Here is a 25493-nt window from a genome sequence, read left to right as displayed (position 1 = left end):
TCAATCGTCGGTCAGCTCCGGCGCAGCATCCGGTAGGTGGCGATCCCGCCGGTACCGAGCGCGGCGAGGAAGACCAGCCAGACGACGGTGCTGCTCACCCCGACCTGCGGCCCCGCGTTCGCCCCGGCGGCGGCGAGCAGACCGTCCTTGCCGGGCGCGGGCAGCGCGGCCGGCGGCAGTTCGGGCCAGCGGACCAGTCCGGTGGACTCCAGCATCTGCATGTGGTGCTGTACGAAGGCGTTGGCGTCCTCGCAGAGCTTGCGGACGGTGGCGTCGCGGGTGCTGGCCCGTACCGCGCCGATCACCGGGAAGATCTTGCCGTGGGCCACCCGGAGCCGGGTCACGAAGATCTGGTCGAACCGGGCGCCGGACGCGTTCTGCATCTCGGCCAGCCAGCCCTTCTGTTCGGCCGTCGGCTCGGTGGGGATGGACGCGCCGAGCTTGTTGGCGGCGTCCACGACGAGCTGGTCGAGCTTCTGGTGCTCGCCGGCGATGCCGGCCCCGATCTCCCGTACCTTCGGCGACTGTCCCTTCTCGGCGGCCATCTGGCCGGCCGGCATCTCCCACAGCCCGGCCAGGCGCACCCCGTTGAGCAGCGTCATGTCGGCGGCGTTGAGCTGCTGCCCACCCGCGGGGGCGGCGATGGCCACGCCCGGCAGGACACCGACCCCCGCGATGATCGCGATGAGCAACATCGCCGCGCGGTGCGTCCGGTTGCCCGGCCGGCGACGGGCCAATCTGAGCGGTGCCATGTCTGCGGTGCCTCCTCGGTCCGGACCGAAACGCGTCTGGACCGGGCAGCCGCACCCTGCCGGCCGCCCGTCCGCCCACTGGTACGGACTGATCGTCCGATCAGTTCATCCGCTCGGGCCGTGGAAATGCGGAGCCCGTCGGGCGTGCCACACGGATCAGCGGGTGACGGCCAGGAAGCCACCGAGCAGCAGCAGGGTGAGCGCGGCGACGGCGAAGAGCACCAGCAGCTCCCGGCGGCCGTGCCCGATCCCGTCGTCGCCCTTCGCCGCGGCTGCGGGATCGGGCAGGGCGGGCAGGTCCCGGGTCAGCGTGGCGAGGTCGCCGAGGGTGCGGGAGGTCCACACCGCGCCGACCCGTTCGGAGAACTCGTCCAGGGTGAGTCGGCCCACCGTGGTGTGCCGGTGCAGCTCGGCGACCACCCGGTGACGGTCGTCGTCGGAGGCGCGCAACTCGACGTCCACGCCGGACAGCGTACGCGGGTCAGCCCACGTCGAGGGGGTCGGCGAGCAGTCGTTCGAAGGCCAGCTCGGCGGCCCCGATCAGGGGTGCGTCCTCGCCCAGCGTCGGCGTACGCAGCCGGACGTGCTCCAGGCACGCGCCGAGTGCGTTCGAGTTGAGCCGGCTGCGGATCTGGGCCGCCGCCGCGAGGTAGAGGTCGCGCATGGTGCCGCCGAAGATGACCATCTCGGGGTTGAAGACGTTGACCAGGTTGGCGACCCCGAAGCCGAGCCAGTCGCCCGCCTGGCGTACCGCCGTCTGGGCGCGGGCGTCCCCCCGGTCGGCGGCGTCGAAGACGGCCAACAGGGCGTCGCGTCCCCGCGCGTCGGAGCGTCCGGCGGCGCGCAGCAGGCCGTGCTCGCCGATCTCGGTCTCCCAGCAGCCCCGGGCGCCGCACTCGCAGGGCCTGCCGTCGCGCACCACCTTCATGTGGCCGACCTCGCCGCCGTACCCGCCGTGTCCGGTGAGCCGACGCCCACCGGCGATGATCCCGGCGCCGACGCCGACGTCGCCGTACAGGTAGATGACGTTGTCGCAGCCGGCCGCGACGCCCCTGGTGTGCTCGGCGAACGCCGCCACGTCGGCCACGTTGCCGACCGTGACCGGCACGTCCAGGCCCATCTCGGCCCCGAGCGCCGCGCCGATCGGCTCGTCCACCCAGCCGGTGGTGGGCCCGAGCCGCACCAGGCCGTCCTCCCGGCGGACCATGCCGCAGACCGCGACGCCGGTGCCGACGCAGATCGCGCCGCCCGGGACCGCCTGCTGCATCTCCTTGACGGCGCCGGCCAGCATCGGCGCGGCCTCCGCGGCCAGCAGGCCACGCGGGCGGTCCAGCTCGCGGCGGTCCAGCACCGCGCCGCCCAGACCGACCCGCGCGGCCCGCAGCCGGTCCACCTCCACGGAGTACGCGTACGCGTACACCCGGGCCGACTCGGGCCGGACGACAATGGACGGTCGTCCGGCCCGGCCGGTCTCCTTCGGCGTTCCCTCACTGACCAGCCCGACGCCGGCCAGGTCGGCGGTGAGCGCGCCGATGGTGCTCCGGTTCAACCCCAGTGCCGTGGTGAGTTCGGCACGGGTGGTCGGCCCGTGGACGTGCACGTACCGCAGCAGGGCCCCGAGGTTCTGCCGGCGAACCTCTTCCTGGCTCGGTGCCGGGCGCATGCTGGTGCTACCTCCCGCGCGGTCAGCGGGAGCCGGTGGCTGCCGCGCGGCGGCGGGAGAGGGCGTCGACGCTGGCGGCGAGCAGCAGCACGACGCCGGTCACCACGTACTTGACTCCCGCGCTGTACCCCATCAGGCCCATTCCGTTTTCGATGACCGCGACCACCGCGCCTCCCAGCACGGCATCGAATACCCGGCCCTTGCCGCCGAAGAGGCTGGTGCCGCCGATCACCGCCGCGCCGACCGCGTAGAGCAGTACGTTACTGCCCCCCGTGTTCGGGTCGACCGAGTTGGCCCGGCTGGCGGCCACGATGCCACCGACGGCGGCCATGGACGAGCAGATCACGAAGACGGAGATCCGGATCCGGTCGACTCCGATGCCGGCCCGGCGGGCCGCTTCCCGGTTGCCGCCGACGGCGTAGATGTGCCGGCCGTAGCTGGTGCGTTGGAGCACGAAGGTCCAGATGACCAGCAGCACCGCGATGATCGGCACCACGATCGGCACACCCTTGAGCGAGACGATGAGGACGTTGCGGCTGCGCTCCAGGTTGAGCACGTACACGGCGGTGCCGAGGATGACGGCGAGCCCGCCGATCCGCAGCGCCACCACCGCGATCGGGTCGGTGATCAGGCCGCGGGTCGCCCGGTTGCGGTGGCGTAGCAGTTGCACCGCCGCGTAGCCGACGACGGCGACGGCGGTCAGCGCCCAGCCCAGCGCGGGGGCGAGGTTGCGGTTGGCGATGGCGACCAGCACCTCGTCGCGGACGGAGATGTTGGTGCCCTCCTGCACGAGCAGCAACACGACGCCCTGGAAGGCGAGGAAGCCGGCGAGAGTGACCACGAAGGACGGAATGCCGATCTTCGCGACGAGCATGCCGAGCGTGGTGCCGATGATGACACCGGTGGCGATCGCGGCGAGGACGGCGACCCACCAGGGGTAGCCGAGCACGGTGACCACGTTTGCCAGTACCGCCGCGCAGACACCGCTGGCGAAGCCGGCGGAGAGGTCGATCTCGCCGAGCAGCAGCACGAAGACCAGGCCCATCGCGATCAGCGTGACCGCCGCGCCCTGGGTGAAGAGGTTGGCGAAGTTGCCGGCCGACAGGAACGACGACGGCCGCATGACCGCGAAGACGGTGCAGAGCACGATCAGGCCGAGCACGGCTGGTAGCGCGCCGACGTCGCCACCGCGTACCCGGCTCACGTAGTTGCGGACGTGGCTCCCGACGGTCGGCGGCGGTGTGACGGCCGCCGGGCCGTCCTTGCGCACGGCGGTGGTGGTCATCGGACGCCTCCTGAGATCGAGTCGGCCGGCTGCGGGCCGTCGCCGTTGCCGCCCGGGTCGGTGGCGAGGCCGAGGCCGCCCGAGCGCCCGGCGGTGATCAACTCAACCACCTGGGCGTGAGTGATGTCGGTGGTCTTTACCTGGGCGACCATCTGGCCGAGGTACAGCGCGGCGATCCGGTCGGAGACGGCGAAGACGTCGTTCATGTTGTGCGAGATGAGCACCACGGCCAGGCCGTTGTCGGCGAGGCGGCGGACGAGTTCGAGGACCTGGGCGGTCTGTGCCACGCCCAGGGCTGCGGTCGGCTCGTCCAGGATGACGAGCTTGCTGTTCCAGAGCACCGCCTTGGCGATGGCCACGGTCTGGCGCTGACCGCCGGAGAGGCTGGAGACGTGCTGGCGAAGCGAGGTGACGGTGCGGATGGAGAGCCCCGCCAGGGTCTCGGCGGCGAGCTGTTCCATGGTCGGCTCGTCCAGGACGATGCCGCTGTGCTTCTCCCGGCCGAGGAACATGTTCTGCACGATGTCCAGGTTGTCGCAGAGCGCGAGGTCCTGGTAGACGACCTCGATGCCGAGCGTTGCGGCGTCGCGGGGACTGCCGATGTGCACCTGTTCGCCGTTGAACAGGACCTCACCGGCGTCGGTGGGGTAGATGCCGCTGATGCACTTCACCAGGGTCGACTTGCCGGCGCCGTTGTCGCCGACAAGTGCGGTCACTTCGCCCGGGTGGACGCTCAGGGCGACGTCGCGGAGCACCTGGACGGGACCGAAGCTCTTGTCGATCCCGCGGAGTTCCAGCAGGGGAGTCGCGGACACGGGGTCTCCTTCTTAAGGGAGGGTCGGGGCCCGTCCGGCGGGCGCCGCCCGGCACGGGAGGGTGCTCCCGTGCCGGGCGGCGATGGTCGTCCCGGCGGGTACTGCGGCGTCGGTCAGCTGATGCCGGCTTCGGCGCAGAACTTGGCGTACGCCGCGGTGCAGACCTGCTCCTTGGTCGCGTAGCCGTCGGCGATGACGTCCTTGACGTTGTCCTTGTAGATGGCCTTCGGGGTGAGCAGCACCGAGGGGACGTCGCGGTCACCGTCCTTCACCGACTGGCCGGTGTCCTTCTTCTCGCCCTTGGCCAGCGCGATGGCCAGGTCCGCGGCGGCCTTGGCCTCTTCCCGGACTGCCTTGTAGACGGTCATGCACTGGTCACCGGCGAGGATGTTCTGCAGGCCCTCCACGCTGGCGTCCTGCCCGGTCACCGGCACCTTGCCGTTGATCTTGTTCTTCTTCAGGATCGAGATGGCGGCGTTGCCGAGAGTGTCGTTGGCGGCCAGCACGCCGTCGATCTTGCCCTTGGTCGCGGTGAGCTGCTGCTCGAAGATGGTCGCGGCGGTAGGGCCGTCCCAGCCCGGCACGGCGTCGTCCGGGCCCTTGGTGTATTCCTTGGAGTCGAACTTCGGCTTGAGCACCGAGTCGTAGCCGGCCTTGAACAGGGTGGCGTTGTTGTCGGTGGGCGAGCCGTTCAGGTACGACACGACAGGGTTCTTGGCGCCCTTCTCGGTCAGGCACTTCGACAGGCCCTCGCCCTGGAGCTTGCCGACGACCTCGTTGTCGAAGCTGACGTAGTACTGGGCCGAGCCGCCCAGGGTGAGCCGGTCGTAGTCGATGGTGGCGACGCCCTGCGACTTGGCCTTGTCGAGCACGGCCTTGCCGGTGCCGGAGTCCAGGTTGACGATCATCAGGGCGGTGACGCCGCCGGTGATCATCTGGTCGGCGATCGTCTGGAAGGCGGCCTTGTCGTTCTGGGCGTTCTGGATGTCGGACTGGACGCCGGCGGCCTTGAACGCCTCCTCCAGGAAGCGACGGTCCGCCGTCTCCCAGCGGGGGGAGGACTTGCTGTCCGGAAGGATCACGCCGATCTTGGGAGTCTTCTTGGAGTCGGCCGAGCCGTTGCCGGAGTCGTCGCCGCAGGCGGTCAAACCGCCGGTCGCGAGCAGGCCCACGGCGGCGATGGTGAGGATCCCCTTACGCATGTGCAGGGTCCTTTCGGAGGTGGGGGAGGTGTTGTTTTGTTGTGTCCGGCAACGTATTCCGCGTCACACTGGCACCACAAGACCACGCAGGTCCCAAGTTTGTTGGAAGCGATAACAATTCAGCAACGCGACTGTTACTCGCCGAACATCCCCCGAAAAGGGCGATGTAACGACAGGTCAGCGCGCCTGCAACGGCGCGCTGTGGGCCCCGGTGAGCGCCACCAGGTCCACCGCCGCCAGTTCGAGTTGCAGCCCGCGCCGACCAGCGGAGACGTAGATCGTCGGCAGGTTCAGCGCGGAGTCGTCGAGCACGGTGGGCAGTCGTCGACGCTGCCCGAGTGGGCTGATCCCGCCTCGCACGTAGCCGGTGGCCCGCTCGGCGACCGTCCGCTCGGCGAGCGCCGCCCGCTTGCCGCCGACCGCCGCCGCGAGCGCCTTGAGGTCCAGCTCACCGGTCACCGGTACGACCGCCACGGTGAGGACGCCGTCCACCTCGGTCACCAGCGACTTGAACACCCGCTCCGGCGCCACGCCGAGGGCCGCCGCCACCAGGGCGCCGTAGTTCGGAGCGTCGGGTGCCACCCGGTACGGGTGGGTGCGGTGCGCGATCCCGCGCTTGGCCAGTAGTGCCGTTGCCGGAGTGCCCTGTCCCGCCACGCCCCGAACCTAATCCACCGGCCGGCCGATCAGCACGGTCGGCGCTCCGGCGACCCGGGTCAGCACCAGGCTCGCCGCCTGGTCGCCGGCCAGGCGCAGGTCCCGCCGCAACTGCTCCGGCGTCAGCGCCGAACCCCGCTTGAGGATCTCCACCCGACCCACCCGACGCTCGCGCAGCAATGCCCGCAGGCGCTTGAGCGAGAACGGCAGCACGTCGGTGATCTCCAGACAGCGCGCGTACGGGGTGCGGGTCGGCTGGTCGGCGTAGAGGTACGCGATGCTCGGGTCGGCAAGGGTGGCGTCCAGCTCCGCGGCCAGCTCGGCGACGAGGTGCGCCCGGACCACCGCCGGGTCCGGGTCGTACAGGTAGCGGCGCGGGGGTCCGACCGGCGCCTCCGTGTCGCCCGAGCCGGTGAGCTGGTGGATCTCCCTCCGGTACACGCTGGCGCGGCGGGGCACCTCGGCCAGTTCGCCGCACCAGAGCGCCGCCTCGACCAGGTCGCCGTCCACGCCGACCCACTCCGCCTCCGCGCCGGCCGGGATGAGCGCGTGATCCAGGCCCGGCGCCACCTTCACCACCGTGCGGGGCACCCGCTCGGCGAGGCCGGTGACGAAGTCCCAGGGCGGCGAGTAGGCGCGCGGGTCGAAGATCCGTCGGCCGGTGCCGGTGGCCCGTCGGGCCGGGTCGCAGAAGACGCCGTCCACCCGCGACACGTCGAACGCGGTCGCGTCGCCGCACTCGACCGTGAACAGGTCGGCCAGCCCGGCGGCGGCGGCGTTGGCGGCGGCCATCGCCGCGGTCACCGGGTCGGCCTCGACCCCGTACACCCGGATGCCGGCACGGGCGGCGGCCAGCGCGTCCGCGCCGAGGCCGCACCCGAGATCGGCCAGGGTGCGCACGCCGGCCGCGCGCAGCCGGGCGGCCCGCCGGTCGGCGACCACCCGGCGGGTGGCCTGTTCCAGGCCGGGGCGGGTGAGGAACATCCCGGCGGCGGCCGGGCCGAACTTGCCCACCGCCCGGTGGCGCAGCTCGGCCTGGGTGAGGGCCGCCGCCGCCAGCGTCGGCGGCACCCCGGCCGCGCGGAGCGCCGACGCCGCGGCCAGTGGATCGCCGCCGGCCAGCTCGGCCGCCGCCGTGAGGGCGGCCGACCCCTCGGGGGTACGCAGTGCCGCCAACTGATCGAGATCCACCTGCCCATTCTCCCGACCGAGGGGAAAATACCGCTGGCGGGGCGCGACGCGCTGGCACTCTCCTTGACGGAGTGCTAGCCACGGAATAACCTGCGATTAGCACTCTCACCCTGAGGGTGCCAGCTTCCGGGTCTCGCGACCCGGGTGCGCACGCCAGGCGGACCGGCACCCGCGACGACGGCCCCGCCCGGTGGCATGAGGCAGATTGACGCTGGTCAGCCCCGCTGGCCGGCAACGAAACCAGTACCCCAGGAGGGTATGCCCGTGACTACCGCGACCAAGGTTGCGATCAAGCCGCTCGAGGACCGCATCGTGGTCCAGGCGAACGAGGCTGAGACCACCACGGCGTCGGGCATCGTGATCCCCGACACCGCCAAGGAGAAGCCGCAGGAGGGCACCGTCCTCGCTGTCGGTCCGGGGCGCGTCGACGACAACGGCAACCGGGTTCCGGTTGACGTGCAGGTCGGCGACACCGTCCTCTACTCGAAGTACGGCGGCACCGAGGTCAAGTACGCCGGCGAGGAGTACCTGGTGCTCTCCGCCCGCGACGTCCTCGCGGTCATCGAGAAGTAAGCAACCGATCAGTGTCGCTGCCCCGGTCCGGCTCGCCGGGCCGGGGCAGCGGCGCTTCGAAGGGACATTCATGGCGAAGATCCTCAGCTTCTCGGACGACGCCCGACACCTGCTGGAGCACGGTGTCAACGCCCTCGCTGACGCGGTCAAGGTCACCCTCGGCCCGCGCGGGCGCAACGTCGTCCTGGACAAGAAGTTCGGTGCGCCGACGATCACCAACGATGGCGTGACCATCGCGAAGGAGATCGAGCTCACCAACCCCTACGAGAACCTCGGCGCGCAGCTGGTCAAGGAGGTGGCGACCAAGACCAACGACGTCGCCGGCGACGGGACCACCACCGCGACCGTGCTGGCGCAGGCGATGGTCCGTGAGGGCCTGCGCAACGTGACCGCCGGGACCAACCCGGCCGGCCTCAAGCGGGGCATCGACGCGGCGGCCGCCAAGGTCTCCGAGGCGCTGCTCGGCAAGGCCGTCGAGGTCGCCGGCAAGGAGTCGATCGCGAACGTGGCGACGATCTCCGCGCAGGACGCCACCATCGGCGAGCTGATCGCCGAGGCGATGGAGCGGGTCGGCCGCGACGGTGTCATCACCGTCGAGGAGGGCTCGATGCTCACCACCGAGCTGGACGTGACCGAGGGTCTCCAGTTCGACAAGGGCTTCATCTCGCCGAACTTCGTCACCGACCTGGAGGGTCAGGAGTCCGTCCTCGAGGACGCGTACATCCTGGTCACCACCCAGAAGATCTCGGCGATCGAGGAGCTGCTGCCGCTGCTGGAGAAGGTCCTGCAGAACAGCAAGCCCCTGCTGATCATCGCCGAGGACGTGGACGGCCAGGCGCTCTCCACCCTGGTGGTCAACTCGCTGCGCAAGACCCTCAAGGTCTGCGCGGTCAAGGCCCCGGGCTTCGGCGACCGGCGCAAGGCCATGCTCCAGGACATCGCGATCTCCACGGGCGCCGAGCTGGTCGCCCCGGAGCTGGGCTACAAGCTCGACCAGGTCGGCCTGGAGGTGCTCGGCACCGCCCGGCGCGTCGTGGTCGACAAGGAGAACACCACGATCGTCGACGGCGGCGGCCAGAAGACCGAGGTCGACGACCGGGTGGCCCAGATCCGCAAGGAGATCGAGGCCTCCGACTCCGACTGGGACCGGGAGAAGCTGGCCGAGCGGCTGGCCAAGCTCTCCGGCGGCATCGCCGTGATCAAGGTGGGTGCGGCGACCGAGGTCGAGATGAAGGAGCGCAAGCACCGCATCGAGGACGCCATCGCGGCGACCAAGGCCGCGGTCGAGGAGGGCACCGTGCCCGGCGGCGGCGCCGCCCTGGTGCAGATCCTCCCCGTGCTCGACGACGACCTGGGCTTCACCGGCGAGGAGAAGGTCGGCGTCTCGATCGTGCGCAAGGCGCTGGTCGAGCCGCTGCGCTGGATCGCGCAGAACGCCGGCCACGACGGCTACGTCGTGACCCAGAAGGTCGCCGGCATGCAGTGGGGCAACGGCCTCGACGCGGCCACCGGCGAGTACGGCGACCTGGTCAAGTCCGGCATCATCGACCCGGTGAAGGTGACCCGCAACGCCGTCACCAACGCCGCGTCGATCGCCGGCCTGCTACTCACCACGGAGAGCCTCGTGGTGGAGAAGCCGGAGCAGCCCGAGCCGGCCGCCGCCGGTGGCGGGCACGGCCACGGCCACGGCCACCAGCACGGCCCGGGCTTCTGACCCGGTAGCGACACCCGTTCCGGGGCACACCGCCGTACGGCGGTGTGCCCCGGTTTCGTCCGGGCGAGCATTACCAAGCGATGACGTCGTTGGCGATCGGCCGAGATGATCGCGCACACTGGGCCGATGAGCACGACGTCGCGGCGGTACGCCGCGCTGGCCGGAGTCACCGCCGCCGCCGTCGCGATCGGCACCGCGGAGCCGGTGGCGGTGCTGACCGGCCCCCGGTCGGCGCCACTGGTCGCGGTCGGCGGGGTGGTCGTCGACGCCGTTCCCGAGCCGCTCAAGCAGTTCGCCATCGACGTCTTCGGCACCGCCGACAAGATCGCCCTGCTGACCGGAACGGCCCTGCTGCTGGGTGGGTTCGCGGCCCTGTTCGGAATGCTGGCGATCCGGCGGCTGGCCCTGGGCCTGGCCGGTATCGCGGCGTTCGGCGCCGTCGGTGTGGCCGCCGCGCTGACCCGCCCCGGCGCGGACGTCTTCGACGCGCTGCCGTCGCTGGTCGGCGGCGGGCTCGGCGCCCTGGTGCTCTGGCTGTTCATCGCCGGCCCGTTCGAGCTGGAACCCTGGCCGTGGGACCCACCCACGCCGGTGACGCCGGCCGCGCCGGTCGAGGGTGTCGACCCGGAGTCGCGCCGACGGTTCCTCACCGGCACCGGAGTGCTGCTCGGTACGGCGGCCGTGGCCGGTCTCGGCGGCCGTTGGCTGGCCGGGCGGCGGGGCGTCTCGGCCGCCCGGGACGCGATCCGGCTCCCCGCCCCGGCCGTCCCCGCGCCGGCCGGGCCCGCGGGAGCGGACCTGTCCCTGGCTCAGCTCGCGCCGTACGTCACCCCGAACTCCGGGTTCTACCGGATCGACACCGCCCTGGTGGTGCCGCAGGTGAACCCGGACACCTGGCGGCTGCGCATTCACGGCCGGGTGGGTACCGAGCGCACCTACAGCTACGCGGACCTGCTGGCCCGGCCGCTGGTCGAGCGGTACGTCACGCTGGCCTGCGTCTCCAACGAGGTCGGCGGGGACCTGATCGGCAACGCGCGCTGGCTCGGCGTACCGCTGCGGGAACTGCTGGACGAGGCCCAGCCGGACGAGGACGCCGACCAGGTCGTCGGCCGGTCGGTCGACGGCTGGACCTGCGGCACCCCCACCGCCGCCCTGCGCGACGGGCGGGACGCGCTGCTGGCGATCGGCATGAACGGCGAACCGCTGCCGGTCCAGCACGGCTTCCCGGTGCGGATGGTGGTGCCCGGTCTCTACGGCTACGTGTCGGCCTGCAAGTGGGTGACCGAGCTGGAGTTGACGCGCTTCGCCGACTTCGACGCGTACTGGGTGCCACGCGGTTGGTCGGCCCAGGGGCCGATCAAGACCCAGTCGCGGATCGACGCGCCACGACGGCGCAACAAGCTGACCGCCGGCCCGGTGACGGTGGCCGGCGTGGCCTGGGCGCAGCACCGGGGCATCAGCCGGGTCGAGGTACGCGTCGACGACGGCCCCTGGCAGGAGGCGGCGCTGGCCCCGACGGTGTCGGTGGACACCTGGGTCCAGTGGTCCTGGCGCTGGGACGCCACGCCGGGCGAGCACCGCCTTCAGGTCCGGGCCACGGACGCGACCGGCGAGACCCAGACCGAGCGCACCCAGAGCGTCGCCCCCGACGGCGCCACCGGCTGGCACACCGTCCCGGTAAACGTCCACTAACCCCACCCACCCCCACCCCTCGGCCCGGTGATCATGAGGTTGTTGCCACCCTGACGGCGTGTCGGGGGCAACAACTTCATGATCACCGGGGTCGGGGTTGGGTGGGGTGGGTACGCGGGAACCGCGCTCCCGCTGGGCGGGGGCGCGGTTCGCGGTGTCGGGGTGGTGTGTGGGGTCAGGCGACGTTGCGCTGGGCGGGGACCGTCGACTTGTGCGGGCGACCCAGGCGCGCCTCCAGGCGGGCCACGTCGACCCGGATCTGCCGGCGGTCCGCCAGGTCCTCCCAGCCGACGGCGAGCAGGCGCAGCCGCTCCGACTCGCTGAAGCCGCCCCACACGCCGTACGGCTCGCGGACCGACAGCGCGTGTGCGGCGCACTCGGCGCGGACCGGGCAGGCGCGGCAGACCGACTTGGCCGAGGACTCCCGCCGCAGCCGCGAGGATCCGCGCTCCCCGTCCGGGTGGAAGAACTGCGCGCTGTCCCGGCCCCGGCAGGCACCGAGCCGCTGCCAGTCCCAGAGGTCGACGATGGGTCCGGGCAGTCTACGTACGTTCGACATCAGCACCCCTCCTCCCGCGCGGCACCGCGAGAATGCTTGTGGCCGGCTTCCGGGCGGCGGGCCGCGCAGGCGCACCGTTCCCGGCCTGGACCCCCCGGTACCCGGGTCGTTGCCGGCTCACACTTCTGTGATCGAAAACCCCCGACAACTTGCGGCTTTTGCCCCATCTGTCGGAAAAGTTCAGATGATTGCCGGGAACCTCCTCCCCAGCCGACCTCGTCATGGTCTGCTCGTGTGCGGAGAGGAGACCATCACAGTGCGTACCGTTCTTGTGTGCGTTCGGACACCGCTCGCGGCTCAGCACCTCACTTCTGCTGCCGCGCGGCTGGGTCTGTCCGCGATCGTTCGTACCGCCGTCTCCGATCCCGAGGTGATGCTGCGACTGGCCGAACGACCGGCCGACGTGGTTCTGGCCGACACGGCCCTCACCCGGCCGGACAGCGCGGGCTTCGTCCGTCGGGTGCTGGCCCGCGCGCCGCAGGCCGCGGTCGTGCTGCTCGGCGCCGAGGAATCCGAGGCGGCGGCCGCCACCATCAGCGCCGGCGCCCGTGGGCTGATCCAGAACGCCGACCACGACCTCACCAGCGCGGTGGCGAAGGCCCTGCTCCTGTTGACCGCGCCCGGCCGGGCCTCCCGGCAGCGGGTCACCGACCCGGCGCGGGATGCGGCGGCGGTCGGCGGCTCGGCCCGTTCCACTCCGTCGGTACGCGGCGCCGCAGAGCCCGGCTGGACCGCCGCGACCGGCGACGGGCCGGCGGGCGTCGCCTCGGTACCCGTGCAGCGGGGCGACGACGAGGTCGAGGCGGCGACCGACGGGACCGCCACCGGGCAGTCCGACGCCATCCGGCCCGGCGCGGGCGTTCGTGGCGGCCGGTCGTCGATCGGGCTCACCGAACGGGAACTCCAGGTGCTGCTGGGCATGGCCGAGGGCAAGAGCAACGCGGAGATCGGCCGGGAACTGTTCGTCTCGGAGGACACCGTCAAGACACACGCGCGCCGGCTGTTCCGCAAGCTCGGCGCCCGGGACCGCGCCCACGCGGTCGCCGCCGGCTTCCGGGCCGGCCTGGTCTCCTGACGCCGCAGCCCGCCGCAGCCCGCCGCAGCCCGCCGCAGCCCGCCGCAGCCCGCCGCGACCCGCCGCAGCCCGCCGCGACCCGCTCAAGATCGTGCTCGAACCGGAAAGTAGTGGCCTCCCGGCGCGGCGGGGCCACTACTTCCTTGTTCCAGCACGATCTTGAGCGGTCTCCGGGAGCGCCCGGGGCCGGCGGAACCTCAGTCGGTGGGGGCGGCGCCCGGGTCCGGCTCGTCCTCGGTGCCCTCGGTCAGGGTGTCGTGCACCCCGTCGGCGTACCCACGGGCGTAGTCCCAGGTCACGTAGTGGTCCGGATCCGGGTCGTACGCCGGCTCGTGCACGCGGGGCCGCCCCGAGTTGAGCAGGTGCCGCAGGTTGCCCCGCAGCAGGTCCCAGTCGAAGTAGTGCGGCTCCCGGCAGTCCTCGCATTCGATGACCAGCCCGCGCACCCCGATGGGCGCCAGCAGGGCCTGGTAGATCTCCAGATCGGCGAGGTCCTCCAGCACGTCCTGTCGCTCGACGTCGGTCAGTGGATCCGGCGTCGCGTCGTCGCCCGGATCGTCCAGCCCCGCGGTCGGGTCGGCCGGGTCGCCGTTGAACGGGTCGATGGGCTCGTCGTGCACCCCCTCACCGTAGACCCAACGCGGCGGGAACGTCCGCCCCCGGGCACCGCGCCGAGGCAACCGCCGCCGATCCAGGTCGCGCAGGTCACTGGGTACGATGGGACGACGTGCCGGCACCGTGGCGTGTTCCGGTGCCCGCCCGCGCCACCTCGCTGAAGCCCATCCGAGCAGCTCAGGGGAGCAATCGTGGAAAATTCGCCCAGCACCGATCTTCCGGCCGGCGTCGAGCACGCCGACCTGGGCGGCCACCTGCCCGAGCTGCCCGCCGGCTCGGCCCGGGTCGTTCCGCTCGGGCTCACCTTCGACGACGTGCTGCTCCAGCCGGGCGAGTCGGACGTGGTGCCCAGCCGGGTCAACACCCGGACGAAGCTCACCCGCAACGTCGAACTGACCGTCCCGCTGCTCTCCAGCGCCATGGACACGGTCACCGAGGCGCGGATGGCGATCGCCATGGCCCGCCAGGGTGGCATCGGCGTGCTGCACCGCAACCTGTCCCTGGAGGACCAGGCGCTCCAGGTCGACCTGGTGAAGCGCTCCGAGTCCGGCATGATCACCAACCCGGTGACCGCCAGCCCGGACGACACGCTGCGCGAGGTCGACGAGCTGTGCGGGCGGTACCGCATCTCCGGCGTTCCGGTGGTGGACGGCAACGGCCAGTTGGTCGGCATCGTGACCAACCGCGACATGCGCTTCGTCACCGAGCCGGACACCCCGGTCCGCGAGATCATGACCCGGACTCCGCTGGTCACCGCCCGGGTCGGGGTGAGCAAGGACGACGCGCTGGCGCTGCTGCGCCAGCACAAGGTCGAGAAGCTGCCGATCGTGGACGACTCCGGCCGGCTGCGCGGCCTGATCACGGTGAAGGACTTCACCAAGAGCGAGCAGTACCCGAACGCCACCAAGGACGACGCCGGCCGGCTGCGGGTGGCCGCCGCCGTGGGTGTGGGCGAGGACGCGTACAAGCGGGCGCGCACGCTGGTCGACGCCGGTGTCGACGTGCTGATCGTGGACACGGCGCACGGGCACCAGCGGGCCGTGCTGGACATGGTCCGCCGGCTCAAGAAGGACGTGACGATCGACATCGTGGGCGGCAACGTGGCCACGTACGCCGGCGCGAGGGCGCTGGTCGAGGCCGGCGCCGACGGCATCAAGGTGGGTGTGGGCCCGGGCGCGATCTGCACCACCCGGATCGTCGCCGGCGTTGGCGTCCCGCAGATCACCGCGATCATGGAGGCGGCCCGTGCCGCCCGCCCGGCCGGCGTGCCGGTGATCGGTGACGGTGGCATCCAGTACTCGGGCGACATCGCCAAGGCCCTGGTCGCCGGCGCGGACACGGTGATGCTCGGCAGCCTGCTGGCCGGCTGCGAGGAGAGCCCCGGCGAGCTGATCTTCATCAACGGCAAGCAGTACAAGGCGTACCGCGGGATGGGCTCGCTCGGCGCGATGCAGTCCCGGGGGCAGGCCAAGTCGTACTCCAAGGACCGGTACTTCCAGCAGGACGTTCTCGCCGAGGACAAGCTGGTCCCCGAGGGCGTCGAGGGCCAGGTGCCCTACCGGGGCCCGCTGTCCGCGGTCGCCCACCAGCTCATCGGCGGGCTGCGGGCCGCCATGGGGTACGTCGGCGCGGAGAGCATCCCCGAGCTGCACCGGCGCGGCCAGCTGATCCGGATCACCGCGGCCGGGCTCAAGGAGAGCCACCCGCACGACATCCAGATGACCGTCGAGGCGCCCAACTACCACTCCCGCTGACCCCACCACCCCCAACCACCTGGAGTCCCCCATGCGTGACGTGGTCGAGATCGGGCTGGGCAAGACCGCGCAGCGCGGCTACCACCTGGACGACATCGCCATCGTGCCGAGCCGCCGGACCCGGGACGTCGACGACGTCTCGACCGCGTGGCAGCTCGACGCGTACCCGTTCGGCATCCCCTGTGTCGGGCACCCCTCGGACGCCACGATGAGTCCGTCGTCGGCGGTCCGGTTGGGCCAGCTCGGCGGTCTCGGCGTGCTCAACGTCGAGGGTCTGTGGACCCGCTACGAAAACCCGACGAAGGTGCTGGACGAGCTGGCCGGCCTGGACGAGGACGCCCGTGCCACCAAGCGACTCCAGGAGGTCTACGCGGAGCCGATCCGTCCCGACCTGATCGCCGAGCGGGTGCGCGAGCTGCGTGCCGGCGGCGGCACGGTGGCGGTGCGGGTCTCCCCGCAGCACACCCTCGCGCTGGCGCCGGTGATCCTGGACGCCGGGGTGGACATCCTGGTCATCCAGGGCACCATCGTCTCGGCCGAGCACGTGTCGACGACCGACGAGCCGCTGAACCTCAAGGAGTTCATCGCCGACCTCGACCTGCCGGTGATCGTCGGCGGCTGCACGGACTACAAGACGGCGCTGCACCTGATGCGGACCGGCGCGGCCGGCGTGATCGTGGGTATCGGCGGCGACGAGTGGTCGACGACCGAGTCGGTGCTGGGCATCCGGGTGCCGATGGCCACCGCCATCGCGGACGCCGCGGCGGCCCGTCGTGACTACCTGGACGAGACCGGTGGCCGGTACGTGCACCTGATCGCCGATGGTGACATCCAGACCTCCGGTGACATCGCCAAGGCGCTCGGCTGCGGCGCCGACGCGGTGATGCTCGGTGAGCCGCTGTCGCTCTGCGACGAGGCCCCCGCCGGTGGCGCCTGGTGGCACTCGGCGGCCAGCCACCCGTCGCTGCCCCGGGGCGCCTTCGAGGTGTCCGGTGACCCGATCGGCTCAATGGAGCAGCTGCTCTTCGGGCCGGCGGACGAGGCGGACGGCCAGCTCAACCTGTTCGGTGGGCTGCGTCGGGCCATGGCCAAGTGCGGCTACCGCGACCTCAAGGAGTTCCAGAAGGTCGGGCTGGTCCTCGACCGCTGATCGCTCGCGTCGCCGAAGGGCCGGCTCCGCCACCGGGCGGGGCCGGCCCTTCGCCGTCACCGTCGACGCCCTCGCCGTCGATTCGGGCATCCGTCGGCGGGTCGGTGGCTACGCTCGGTCCTGACCCCGGGTGGCGCGGAAGGAGTGGTGCATGGTCCGGAGCGGACTGACGCCGCCGCGCCGTCGGCTGGTCGCCACTCTCACGGCTCTGAGCTGCGCCGTCGTGCTGACCACGGCCGGCTGCACGGGCGACGACGACGGCTTCCGGCCCGGTGCGGTGGACGCCGGTGACCCGTACGTGCCGGGCCGGGGTAACGGGGGCTACGACGTCACGCACTACGGGCTGGACGTCCGCTACGACCCGAGGACGGACCGGCTCACCGGTCGGGCCACCATCACGGCGACCGCCACCCAGAAGCTGTCCCGGTTCAACCTGGACCTGGTCGGCCTGAACGTCGACGGGGTCACCGTCGCCGGCAAGCGCGCCCAGCACCGACGCGACGACGGCGAGCTGGTGGTGACCCCACGCGCCGGGCTCGCGCGCGGTCGGTCGTTCACGGTGACTGTCGACTACGCGGGCGTGCCCACCCCCGTCGACGACGGCGTGCTCGGCAGCGGCGGTTTCCTGCACACCGCCGACGGGGCCATCGCGCTCGGGCAGCCCGAATCGGCGGCCACCTGGTTCCCGGTCAACGACCACCCGTCGGACAAGGCCAGCTACGACATCGCGGTGACCGTCCCGGACGGACTGTCCGCGTTGAGCAACGGGGTGCCCGGCCCCCGGAGCAGCGCCGACGGGTGGACGACCTGGCGCTGGTCGGAGCGCACCCCGATGGCCAGCTACCTGAGCACCCTCGTGATCGGGAACTACCGGGTGGTCTCCGGCGCCCACGCCGGAAGGCCGCTGGTCACCGCGGTCGCGGCGAGCCTGCCGGCGAACGGTGGCGCGGCCGGCTCGGTGACCCGCACCGGGGAGATAGTCGACTTCCTGGCCAGCCGCTTCGGTCCGTACCCCTTCGACTCGTACGGCGGGATCGTGGTCGCCGACGAGCGGATCGGGTACGCGTTGGAGACGCAGTCCCGGCCGGTCTACGGGCCGGCCTTCTTCACCGGCGACCACCCGAATCCCGGGGTGGTGGCGCACGAGCTGGCCCACCAGTGGTTCGGCGACAGCGTGTCCCTGCGCAGGTGGAGCGACATCTGGCTCAACGAGGGCTTCGCCAGTTACGCCGAGTGGCTGTGGGAGGAGCACGACGGCGGCCGGACCGCGCAGCGCAACTTCGAGCTGCAGTACGCGTCGACCGACTGGTCGGAGCCGTCGGTCGAGCCGGGCCGGGAGCGGATGTTCGGCACCGCCGTCTACAAGCGCGGCGCGCTCGCCGTGCACGCGCTGCGCCGGACGGTCGGTGACGACACCTTCTTCCGCATCCTGCGCACCTGGACGTCGGAGCGGGCGTCCGGCACCGCCACCACCTCGGACTTCGTGGCGCTGGCCGAGCGGGTGGCCGACCGGCAGCTCCAGCCGCTCTTCGACGCCTGGCTGGTGGGCGGCGCGGCACCGACCCTGCCGTGACGGCCTCGTGATCATCTATCGATAGGCTGCCGCCTGCGATCGGGCAGGAGCGCCGGTCGCGCGGGGGTGGCGCGGCCCTCCCGCACCGGGTGTACGGGGAGGTTCGTGATGCGGGGTACGCGGCACAGGCTGCGGGCGGGTGTCGGTCTGCTGGTGACCGGGGCGCTCGTGTTGTCCGGATGCGACTCGTCCACTCCGGAGGCGGCACCGCCGTCGCCGAGCGCGTCCCCGACGCCGTCGCGGACCTTCACTCCCGGTGCGGACGGAGTCGGCGACGCCTACTTCCCCAGCTACGGCAACGGCGGGTACGACGTCGGGAAGTACACCGTCAAGGTGCGCTACGACCCGGCGAAGGACCGGTTGACGGGTACGACCACCGTGCAGGCCACGGCGACGGCGGACCTGTCGACCTTCAACCTCGACCTGGCGGGCCTGACGGTCACGACGGTCACCGTGGACGCCGCGCCGGCCACCCACACCCGGAACAAGAACGAGCTGGTCATCACGCCGGCGGCCGGCCTCATCACGGGCAACGGATTCGTGGTGGAGATCGCGTACGAGGGTGTGCCGAAGCCGCTGAAGAACGAACTGCTCGGCGAGGGCGGTTTCCTGCACACCGCCGACGGCGCCATCGCCCTGGGTCAGCCCGAGTCGGCGAGCACCTGGTTCCCGGTCAACGACCATCCGTCGGACAAGGCGGCGTACGACTTCGAGATCACCGTCCCGCAGGGCATCACCGCGGTCAGCAACGGCGTGCCGGGCGGTAGCACCACCACGGATGGCTGGACCACCTGGAAGTGGTCGGAGAAGTCGCCGATGGCGAGCTACCTGAGCAACGTGGTGATCGGCAAGTTCCGGATCACCACGGGCCAGCACAAGGGCAAGCCGGTGTACAGCGCGGTCACCACCAAGGTGGCCAAGGGCGCCTCCGACGCGTCGATCGCGAAGACCGTCAAGGTGGCCGACTACCTGGAGACGGTCTTCGGGCCGTACCCGTTCGACGCGTACGGCGGTGTGGTGGTCTCGGACAGCCGGATCGCGTACGCGCTGGAGACGCAGAGCCGCCCGGTCTACTCGGCGGGCTTCTTCCGGCGGGGCGAGAACACCGAGGTGGTCGCCCACGAGCTGGCCCACCAGTGGTTCGGCGACAGCGTGGCGCTGGCCAAGTGGGAGGACATCTGGCTCAACGAGGGCTTCGCGACGTACGCGGAGTGGCTGTGGGCGGAGCACACCAAGGAGTACACCGCCAAGCAGGCCTTCGACATCCGGTACCAGCGGGTGCCCGCCACGGTGTGGAAGACCCCGCCGGGCAAGCCGGGCGTGAAGGACCTGTTCAGCGAGTCGGTCTACCAGCGCGGCGGGATGACCCTGCACGCGCTGCGGGTGGCCGTCGGTGACAAGGCGTTCTTCGAGATAGTCAAGACGTGGGCGGCGGAGAAGCGCAACGGTGTCGCCACCACCGCCGAGTTCGTGGCCCTCGCCGAGCGGATCTCCGGCAAGCAGCTCGACGCGCTCTTCGACGCGTGGCTCTTCGGCACCAAGAAGCCCGCCCAGCCCAAGAAGCTCTGACCCCGCCCACGCCCCCGCCCGCCCCACCGGGAGGGGCGGGGGCCGGGCTCAGTTCTTGACCACCAGTTCGGGGTGGGCCTTCAGGTACGCGTCGGCGCGACCGGCCCGGAGTTCGGTGATGAACGTCCGCCCCTCGCTGGTGAGCTGTTCGCCCCGGTAGGCGCTGCCCTTGCCGACGCCGGAGCCGGGCAGCCCGACCAGGGTGAACTGGTTCTCCGGCACCCCGCTGAGGGCGTACGCCAGGTCGACGATCCGGTCGCCGCCCACGTACACCAGGGTGTCGCCCAGGGCGGCGACCACCTGGTCGACCCGCTCGGGCTGCCGGGCCAGGCCCTCGTCGAGGATCTTGCGGGTCAGGGCCTTGACGAGTTGCTGCTGGTGACGCTGGCGGGCGTAGTCGCCGCCGGTGATGTAGCGCTGCCGGGCGTAGTCCAGTGCCTGCCAGCCATTGAGGTGCTGTTCGCCCTTCTCGTAGACCTTCTGCGGGCCGGTGTAGCCGCCGGGGGCGCTGTCCCGGTACTTGCCGTCCGGCTTGCGGTGCAGGGACGCGACCCGCTGGTCGACGTAGATGTCCACCCCGCCGAGGGCGTTCACCAGCTTGTCGAACCCGCCGAAGGTGAGCACGGCGCCCGCGTCGATCCGCAGCCCGGTGTAGCCGCTGACCGTGCTGCGCAGCAGTTCGTACCCCTGGGCCGTGCTCGGCTGCTTGGGCTTGCCCGGCACCCGGCTGCCGAAGCTCATCGAGTGGGTGAGCTTGGTCTTGCCGCCCTTGTAGCCGGCCTTGGGGAACGGCGGGATGTCCACCAGCAGGTCGCGGGGGAGCGAGAAGAGGTACGCCCGGCCCAGGCCCTTCGGCACGTGCAGCACCAGGACGGCGTCGGAGTGCGGCTCCCAGCCCGGCACGCTGACCCGGGTGTCCACGCCGACCAGCAGCAGCGTCAACGGGCCGCTGATGTTCGCGCCCGGCGGCGGGCCGGTCGGGCTCGGGGTGGGTGGGGCGGCCGGCGACGGGCTCGGCGAGCCGGCCAGCGGGGTGCTGGCGGGCTTGTCGTCGCCGCTCAGCCGCATGATCACCGTCGCTCCGCCGACGACCAACGCCACGACGGCGAGCGCCGCCAGCCCGAGCAGCAGCCAGCGTCGGCGCGGCTCCATCGACCCCAGGATCATCGTGTGCTTCCTTCCACCCGTATCCGGAACAACGCTCCGACGGGTGCTCCGGGTTGCGGCCGGGAGGCGACGGGTCGGTCGGCCGGTGCATGATCGCGCGAAAACGGGCGCTGGCGCGAGCGCTACTCGCGAGTAATGATGCGTCCATGCGGTACGACGTGGTCGTCATCGGGTCCGGCTTCGGCGGCGGCGTCACCGCCCTGCGGCTGGCGGAGAAGGGCTATTCGGTCGGTGTCGTCGAGGCGGGCCGCCGCTTCGCCGACGACGAGTTCCCGCAGACGTCGTGGCGTCTGCGCCGGTTCCTCTGGGCGCCGAAGCTGGGCTGCTACGGCATCCAGCGGCTCACCCTGCTCCGCTCGGCCGCCGGCCGGTCCGGCGGCGGCGTGCTGGTGCTCTCCGGAGCGGGGGTGGGCGGCGGGTCACTGGTCTACGCGAACACCCTCTACGAGCCGCTCGACGCCTTCTACCGCGATCCACAGTGGCGCGACGTCACGGACTGGCGAGACGAGTTGGCCCGCCACTACGACCAGGCGAAGCGGATGCTCGGCGTCACCACGTACCCCGTCCACACGGGCGCGGACCGCGCCATGCGGGCGGTGGCCGACCGGATGGGGGTGGGGCACACCTTCCACGCCACCCCGGTCGGCGTGCACATCGGTCGTCCGGGTGAACGCGTCGCCGACCCCTACTTCGGTGGCGTCGGCCCGCAGCGCACCGGCTGTCTGCACTGCGGCTCGTGCATGACCGGCTGCCGGCACGGCGCCAAGAACACGTTGGCCAAGAACTACCTCTGGCTCGCCGAGCGGCTGGGCGCCACCGTGCACCCGCTGACCACGGTGACGGCCGTCCGGCCGGCCGCCGGTGGCGGGTACGAGGTGCACACCGAGCGCACCGGGGCGTGGTTGCGCCGACGGCGGCAGGTCATCCACGCCGACCAGGTGGTCTTCGCGGCCGGGGCGCTCGGCACGCAGCGGCTGCTGCACGAGATGAAGGCCACCGGGGCGTTGCCGCGCCTGTCGGACCGGCTGGGCGCGTTGACCCGGACCAACTCCGAGGCGATCCTCGGCGCGTCGATCCCCCGGCGACGGGCCCGACGGGAGCGGACCGACTTCACCGAGGGGGTGGCGATCACCAGTTCGTTCCACCCCGATCCGCAGACCCATATCGAACCGGTCCGCTACGGCCGCGGCTCGAACGCCATGGGCCTGCTCCAGTCGCTGCTGGTCGACGGCGGGCCGCACCGGGTCCGGCGCTGGCTGGGCAGCATCGTCCGGCAGCCGCGCCTGGCCGCGCGGATGCTGACCGTGCGCGGCTGGTCGGAGCGGACGGTGATCGCCCTGGTGATGCAGTCGGTGGACAACTCGTTGACCACCCGCTGGCGGCGCGGTCCGTGGGGCCGCCGCCTGGTCGCGGGGCCGGGGCACGGTACCCCGAGCCCGACGTGGATCCCGGCCGGCAACACCGCCACCCGACTGCTCGCCGAGGAGATCGGCGGTACGCCCGGCGGCTCGCTCACCGAGCCGTTCGACATCCCGGTCACCGCGCACATCCTGGGCGGGGCGGTGATCGGCGCCACCCCGGCCGACGGGGTGGTCGACCCCTGGCACCGCGTGTACGGCCATCCGGGCCTGCACGTGGTCGACGGCGCGGCCGTCTCCGCCAACCTCGGGGTCAACCCGTCGCTGACGATCACCGCGCAGGCGGAGCGGGCGATGTCCTTCTGGCCCAACCGGGGCGACGAGGACCCCCGGCCCCCACTCGGAGATCCGTACCGACGGCTGCCGGCCGTACCCCCGCGCACGCCGGCCGTGCCCGCGGACGCCCCGGCCGCCCTACGCCCCTGACAGGGGCCGGCGGAGGATGTGGTTGACGCCGAACACGGTGTCGCTGACGCGGACGTCGGTGTAGCCGAGCCGGTGGTAGAACCCGTGCCCGGTGTGGCTGGCGCCCGTTTCCATGAACGCGTGCCCCTCGGCCCGGGCCAGCTCCTCGACGTGCCGCATCAACCGGCGGCCGACGCCGCGGCCGTGCGCGTCCGGGTCGACGAACATGGTGTAGACCTTGTTGCCGTCGCGGGACACCGTGCCGACCGGGCGTCCGTCCTGCTCGGCGACGTAGATCCGCCGCTCGGCACTGAGGTCGCGGAACCGGTCGGCGGTGAAGTGGTCGCACATCCGGTCGATCAGCTCGGCCGGGTAGTCACGGCTGTTCACCTCCCGCAGGCAGCGGACGACCAGGGCCGACAGCGCCTCGCCGTCCTCGGGGCGGAACGCTCGGATGGTCAGCTCGGTCATCGGCACGCCTCCGTCCGGTCCGCACGGGGATCGTCGCGCACCGTATCGGGACGCGGGACGCCGTCGCCACCCCGCCGGACATCACGGGGCATACCGCCGACGGTGCGGCCGCCGCGCCGAGTGCGTGGGGCGCGGGTCGGGCCGGGGGTGACTGTCGGTAGGCTTTCTGCACATGAGCCTGCCTCGCCCCGTCCTCGTGGTGGACTTCGGAGCCCAGTACGCCCAGCTCATCGCGCGCCGGGTCCGCGAGGCGAAGGTCTACTCCGAGATCGTGCCGCACTCCATGCCGGTCGCCGAGATGCTGGCGAAGAACCCGGCCGCGATCATCCTCTCCGGCGGTCCGGCCAGCGTGTACGCGCCGGACGCCCCGCAGATCGACGCCGGCCTGTTCACGGCCGACGTGCCGGTCTTCGGCATCTGCTACGGCTTCCAGGCGATGGCCCAGGCGCTCGGGGGCACCGTCGCGCACACGGGCAGCCGGGAGTACGGCGGTACCCCGCTGCGTCCCCGCCTCACCGAGCCGGGTGTGCTGCTGCGTGACCTGCCGGCTGATCTGCCGGTCTGGATGAGCCACGGCGACTGCGTCACGGAGGCCCCCGAGGGCTTCACGGTGACGGCCGAGTCGGCGGGCGCGCCCGTGGCGGCCTTCGAGGACATCGTCGGCCGCCGGGCCGGCGTGCAGTTCCACCCGGAGGTCGGGCACACGGCGCACGGCCAGGAGATGCTGACCCGCTTCCTGTACGACATCGCCGGCATCGAGCCGACCTGGACGCCCGAGAACATCATCGACGAGCAGGTCGCCCGCATTCGGGCGCAGGTCGGCGACAAGGAGGTCATCTGCGGCCTCTCCGGCGGGGTGGACTCGGCGGTCGCCGCCGCGCTGGTGCACCGGGCGGTCGGTGACCAGCTCACCTGCGTCTTCGTCGACCACGGCCTGCTGCGCGCCGGTGAGGCCGAGCAGGTCGAGAAGGACTACGTCGCCGCCACCGGCATCAAGCTGAAGGTGGTCGACGCGGCGGAGAGGTTCCTCGGCGCGCTGGCCGGGGTGACCGACCCCGAGCAGAAGCGCAAGATCATCGGCCGGGAGTTCATCCGGGTCTTCGAGGCCGCCGCCCGGGAGATCGCCTCGCACGGTGACGTGGAGTTCCTCGTCCAGGGCACCCTCTACCCGGACGTGGTCGAGTCCGGCGGCGGCACCGGCACCGCCAACATCAAGAGTCACCACAACGTCGGCGGCCTGCCGGAGGACCTGAAGTTCGCGCTCGTCGAGCCGCTGCGCACGCTCTTCAAGGACGAGGTCCGGGCGCTCGGCCTCCAGCTCGGCCTGCCCGAGGCGATGGTCTGGCGGCACCCGTTCCCCGGCCCCGGTCTGGCCATCCGGATCATCGGCGCCGTCGACCGGGAGCGCCTCGACCTGCTGCGTCAGGCCGACCTGATCGCCCGTGCGGAGCTGACCGCCGCCGGCCTGGACCGGGGCGTCTGGCAGTTCCCCGTGGTGCTGCTCGCCGACGTGCGCAGCGTCGGGGTGCAGGGTGACGGGCGCAGCTACGGGCATCCCGTGGTGCTGCGCCCGGTCTCCAGCGAGGACGCGATGACCGCCGACTGGTCCCGGCTGCCCTACGAGGTCGTCGCCCGGATCTCCACCCGGATCACCAACGAGGTCGCCGAGGTCAACCGCGTGGTGCTGGACGTGACCAGCAAGCCGCCGGGCACCATCGAGTGGGAGTGAGCGGGCCTCACGCGGCCGGCGGGGTCGTCGGCGGGTAGGGCGGCGTCGGGGCGTACCCCGGCGGTGGACCGCCCGGCGCGGACCCGGCGGTCGGCGCGACGCCCGCCGGGTGCGGCCAGGCGGGCGCGCCGGTGGGCTCCTCGGGCATCAGGAACCACATGATCGGGTACGCGAGCAGCGCGACCCCGCCGGTGAGCAGGCCGGTGACCGCGAAGGCCACGCGGATCAGGGTGGGGTCGACGTCGAAGTAGCGGCCGAGGCCACTGGCGACCCCCGCCACCATGCGGTCGGTGGTGGGTCGCCGGAGCTGCTTGTACGGGGCCTGGGGAGCGGCGGTAGGTGTCATGCCTCCACGGTCCTCGTCGACGCCCGGCCTGCCCTCGGTGACCGCCCGGATCCCTACCCTGATCGATCCCTGAGCGGGAAGCGAGAAGTCAGGAATCCGACTCTTTTCCGTTCCGGTA

23 protein-coding genes are annotated in these 25493 nt (G+C 72.0%); 10 read left to right on the top strand and 13 right to left on the bottom strand.

Annotated elements, in window-relative coordinates:
• Positions 1-11: 11 nt before the first annotated feature.
• From AB0I89_RS15725 to AB0I89_RS15690, 8 genes are all read right to left on the bottom strand, one after another.
• Complete coding sequence (locus AB0I89_RS15725; protein WP_357126351.1) at positions 12-752, bottom strand: DUF4142 domain-containing protein; 741 nt, start codon at positions 750-752, stop codon at positions 12-14.
• Between the two features lie 156 nt (positions 753-908).
• Positions 909-1214, bottom strand: a complete 306-nt coding sequence (locus tag AB0I89_RS15720; RefSeq protein ID WP_357126348.1) for a DUF1707 domain-containing protein — start codon at positions 1212-1214, stop codon at positions 909-911.
• Positions 1215-1233: 19 nt separating this feature from the next.
• Positions 1234-2415 (bottom strand): ROK family protein, encoded by a 1182-nt coding sequence (locus AB0I89_RS15715; RefSeq protein WP_357126345.1) that lies wholly within the window; start codon positions 2413-2415, stop codon positions 1234-1236.
• Between the two features lie 22 nt (positions 2416-2437).
• Positions 2438-3700, bottom strand: a complete 1263-nt coding sequence (locus tag AB0I89_RS15710) for an ABC transporter permease (RefSeq protein WP_357126342.1) — start codon at positions 3698-3700, stop codon at positions 2438-2440.
• Positions 3697-4515: an ATP-binding cassette domain-containing protein gene (locus tag AB0I89_RS15705; RefSeq protein ID WP_357126338.1), complete on the bottom strand. Its 819-nt coding sequence runs from the start codon at positions 4513-4515 to the stop codon at positions 3697-3699. The genes AB0I89_RS15710 and AB0I89_RS15705 overlap by 4 nt, the downstream gene beginning before the upstream one ends.
• 113 nt (positions 4516-4628) lie before the next feature.
• Positions 4629-5717 (bottom strand): substrate-binding domain-containing protein, encoded by a 1089-nt coding sequence (locus AB0I89_RS15700; RefSeq protein ID WP_357126335.1) that lies wholly within the window; start codon positions 5715-5717, stop codon positions 4629-4631.
• A 177-nt stretch (positions 5718-5894) separates the two neighbouring features.
• Positions 5895-6374, bottom strand: a complete 480-nt coding sequence (gene ybaK, locus AB0I89_RS15695) for a Cys-tRNA(Pro) deacylase (RefSeq protein WP_357126332.1) — start codon at positions 6372-6374, stop codon at positions 5895-5897.
• Between the two features lie 9 nt (positions 6375-6383).
• Complete coding sequence (locus AB0I89_RS15690; RefSeq protein ID WP_357126329.1) at positions 6384-7565, bottom strand: methyltransferase domain-containing protein; 1182 nt, start codon at positions 7563-7565, stop codon at positions 6384-6386.
• Between the two features lie 258 nt (positions 7566-7823).
• On the opposite strand from AB0I89_RS15690, the gene groES reads away from it, so the two are divergent.
• From groES to AB0I89_RS15675, 3 genes are all read left to right on the top strand, one after another.
• Positions 7824-8138, top strand: a complete 315-nt coding sequence (gene groES / locus AB0I89_RS15685; RefSeq protein WP_030330046.1) for a co-chaperone GroES — start codon at positions 7824-7826, stop codon at positions 8136-8138.
• A gap of 70 nt (positions 8139-8208) precedes the next feature.
• Positions 8209-9852 carry a chaperonin GroEL gene (gene groL, locus AB0I89_RS15680; protein WP_357126326.1) on the top strand — a complete coding sequence of 548 codons (1644 nt, stop codon included), beginning with the start codon at positions 8209-8211 and terminating at the stop codon, positions 9850-9852.
• Positions 9853-9978: 126 nt separating this feature from the next.
• Positions 9979-11544 (top strand): molybdopterin-dependent oxidoreductase, encoded by a 1566-nt coding sequence (locus AB0I89_RS15675; protein WP_357126323.1) that lies wholly within the window; start codon positions 9979-9981, stop codon positions 11542-11544.
• Positions 11545-11719: 175 nt separating this feature from the next.
• Here the strand turns inward: AB0I89_RS15675 and AB0I89_RS15670 are convergent, their stop codons facing one another.
• The gene (locus tag AB0I89_RS15670; protein WP_357126320.1) at positions 11720-12103 is read right to left on the bottom strand and encodes a WhiB family transcriptional regulator; all 384 of its coding nucleotides are present in this window, start codon (positions 12101-12103) and stop codon (positions 11720-11722) included.
• Between the two features lie 256 nt (positions 12104-12359).
• Between AB0I89_RS15670 and AB0I89_RS15665 the strand changes: the two genes are divergently transcribed.
• Positions 12360-13178: a helix-turn-helix transcriptional regulator gene (locus AB0I89_RS15665; RefSeq protein WP_357126316.1), complete on the top strand. Its 819-nt coding sequence runs from the start codon at positions 12360-12362 to the stop codon at positions 13176-13178.
• Positions 13179-13375: 197 nt separating this feature from the next.
• On the opposite strand, the gene AB0I89_RS15660 is transcribed toward AB0I89_RS15665, so the two are convergent.
• Positions 13376-13798, bottom strand: coding sequence for a DUF5319 domain-containing protein (locus tag AB0I89_RS15660; protein WP_357126313.1), 423 nt, complete (start codon positions 13796-13798; stop codon positions 13376-13378).
• A 186-nt stretch (positions 13799-13984) separates the two neighbouring features.
• Between AB0I89_RS15660 and guaB the strand changes: the two genes are divergently transcribed.
• The 4 genes from guaB (at position 13985) to AB0I89_RS15640 (ending at position 19839) form a co-directional block, all read left to right on the top strand.
• Positions 13985-15547, top strand: coding sequence for an IMP dehydrogenase (gene guaB / locus AB0I89_RS15655; protein WP_357126310.1), 1563 nt, complete (start codon positions 13985-13987; stop codon positions 15545-15547).
• Between the two features lie 31 nt (positions 15548-15578).
• A complete protein-coding gene (locus tag AB0I89_RS15650; RefSeq protein WP_357126307.1) occupies positions 15579-16697 on the top strand; it encodes a GuaB3 family IMP dehydrogenase-related protein in 1119 nt (372 codons plus the stop codon).
• A gap of 151 nt (positions 16698-16848) precedes the next feature.
• A complete protein-coding gene (locus tag AB0I89_RS15645) occupies positions 16849-18270 on the top strand; it encodes a M1 family metallopeptidase (protein WP_357126304.1) in 1422 nt (473 codons plus the stop codon).
• A gap of 108 nt (positions 18271-18378) precedes the next feature.
• Positions 18379-19839 (top strand): M1 family metallopeptidase, encoded by a 1461-nt coding sequence (locus AB0I89_RS15640; protein ID WP_357126301.1) that lies wholly within the window; start codon positions 18379-18381, stop codon positions 19837-19839.
• Between the two features lie 48 nt (positions 19840-19887).
• Here AB0I89_RS15640 and AB0I89_RS15635 read toward each other — a convergent pair whose 3' ends face one another.
• Complete coding sequence (locus AB0I89_RS15635; RefSeq protein ID WP_357126298.1) at positions 19888-21006, bottom strand: LCP family protein; 1119 nt, start codon at positions 21004-21006, stop codon at positions 19888-19890.
• 146 nt (positions 21007-21152) lie between these two features.
• Here AB0I89_RS15635 and AB0I89_RS15630 point away from each other — a divergent pair, with 146 nt between their 5' ends.
• A complete protein-coding gene (locus AB0I89_RS15630) occupies positions 21153-22850 on the top strand; it encodes a GMC family oxidoreductase (protein WP_357126295.1) in 1698 nt (565 codons plus the stop codon).
• On the opposite strand, the gene AB0I89_RS15625 is transcribed toward AB0I89_RS15630, so the two are convergent.
• Positions 22839-23300, bottom strand: a complete 462-nt coding sequence (locus AB0I89_RS15625) for a GNAT family N-acetyltransferase (RefSeq protein ID WP_357126291.1) — start codon at positions 23298-23300, stop codon at positions 22839-22841. The two genes, AB0I89_RS15630 and AB0I89_RS15625, sit on opposite strands and share 12 nt — an antisense overlap.
• Before the next feature lie 172 nt (positions 23301-23472).
• Between AB0I89_RS15625 and guaA the strand changes: the two genes are divergently transcribed.
• Positions 23473-25029, top strand: a complete 1557-nt coding sequence (guaA, locus tag AB0I89_RS15620) for a glutamine-hydrolyzing GMP synthase (RefSeq protein WP_357126288.1) — start codon at positions 23473-23475, stop codon at positions 25027-25029.
• A gap of 7 nt (positions 25030-25036) precedes the next feature.
• Here guaA and AB0I89_RS15615 read toward each other — a convergent pair whose 3' ends face one another.
• On the bottom strand, positions 25037-25375 hold the full coding sequence (locus AB0I89_RS15615; protein WP_357126286.1) for a PspC domain-containing protein: 339 nt from the start codon (positions 25373-25375) through the stop codon (positions 25037-25039).
• Positions 25376-25493: the final 118 nt, after the last annotated feature.

The organism is Micromonospora sp. NPDC049801 (assembly GCF_040656575.1).
Taxonomy (GTDB): Bacteria; Actinomycetota; Actinomycetes; order Mycobacteriales; family Micromonosporaceae; genus Micromonospora.
Note: the sequence above shows the minus strand (reverse complement) of the source record. Positions and strands in the feature narration are given on the sequence as shown.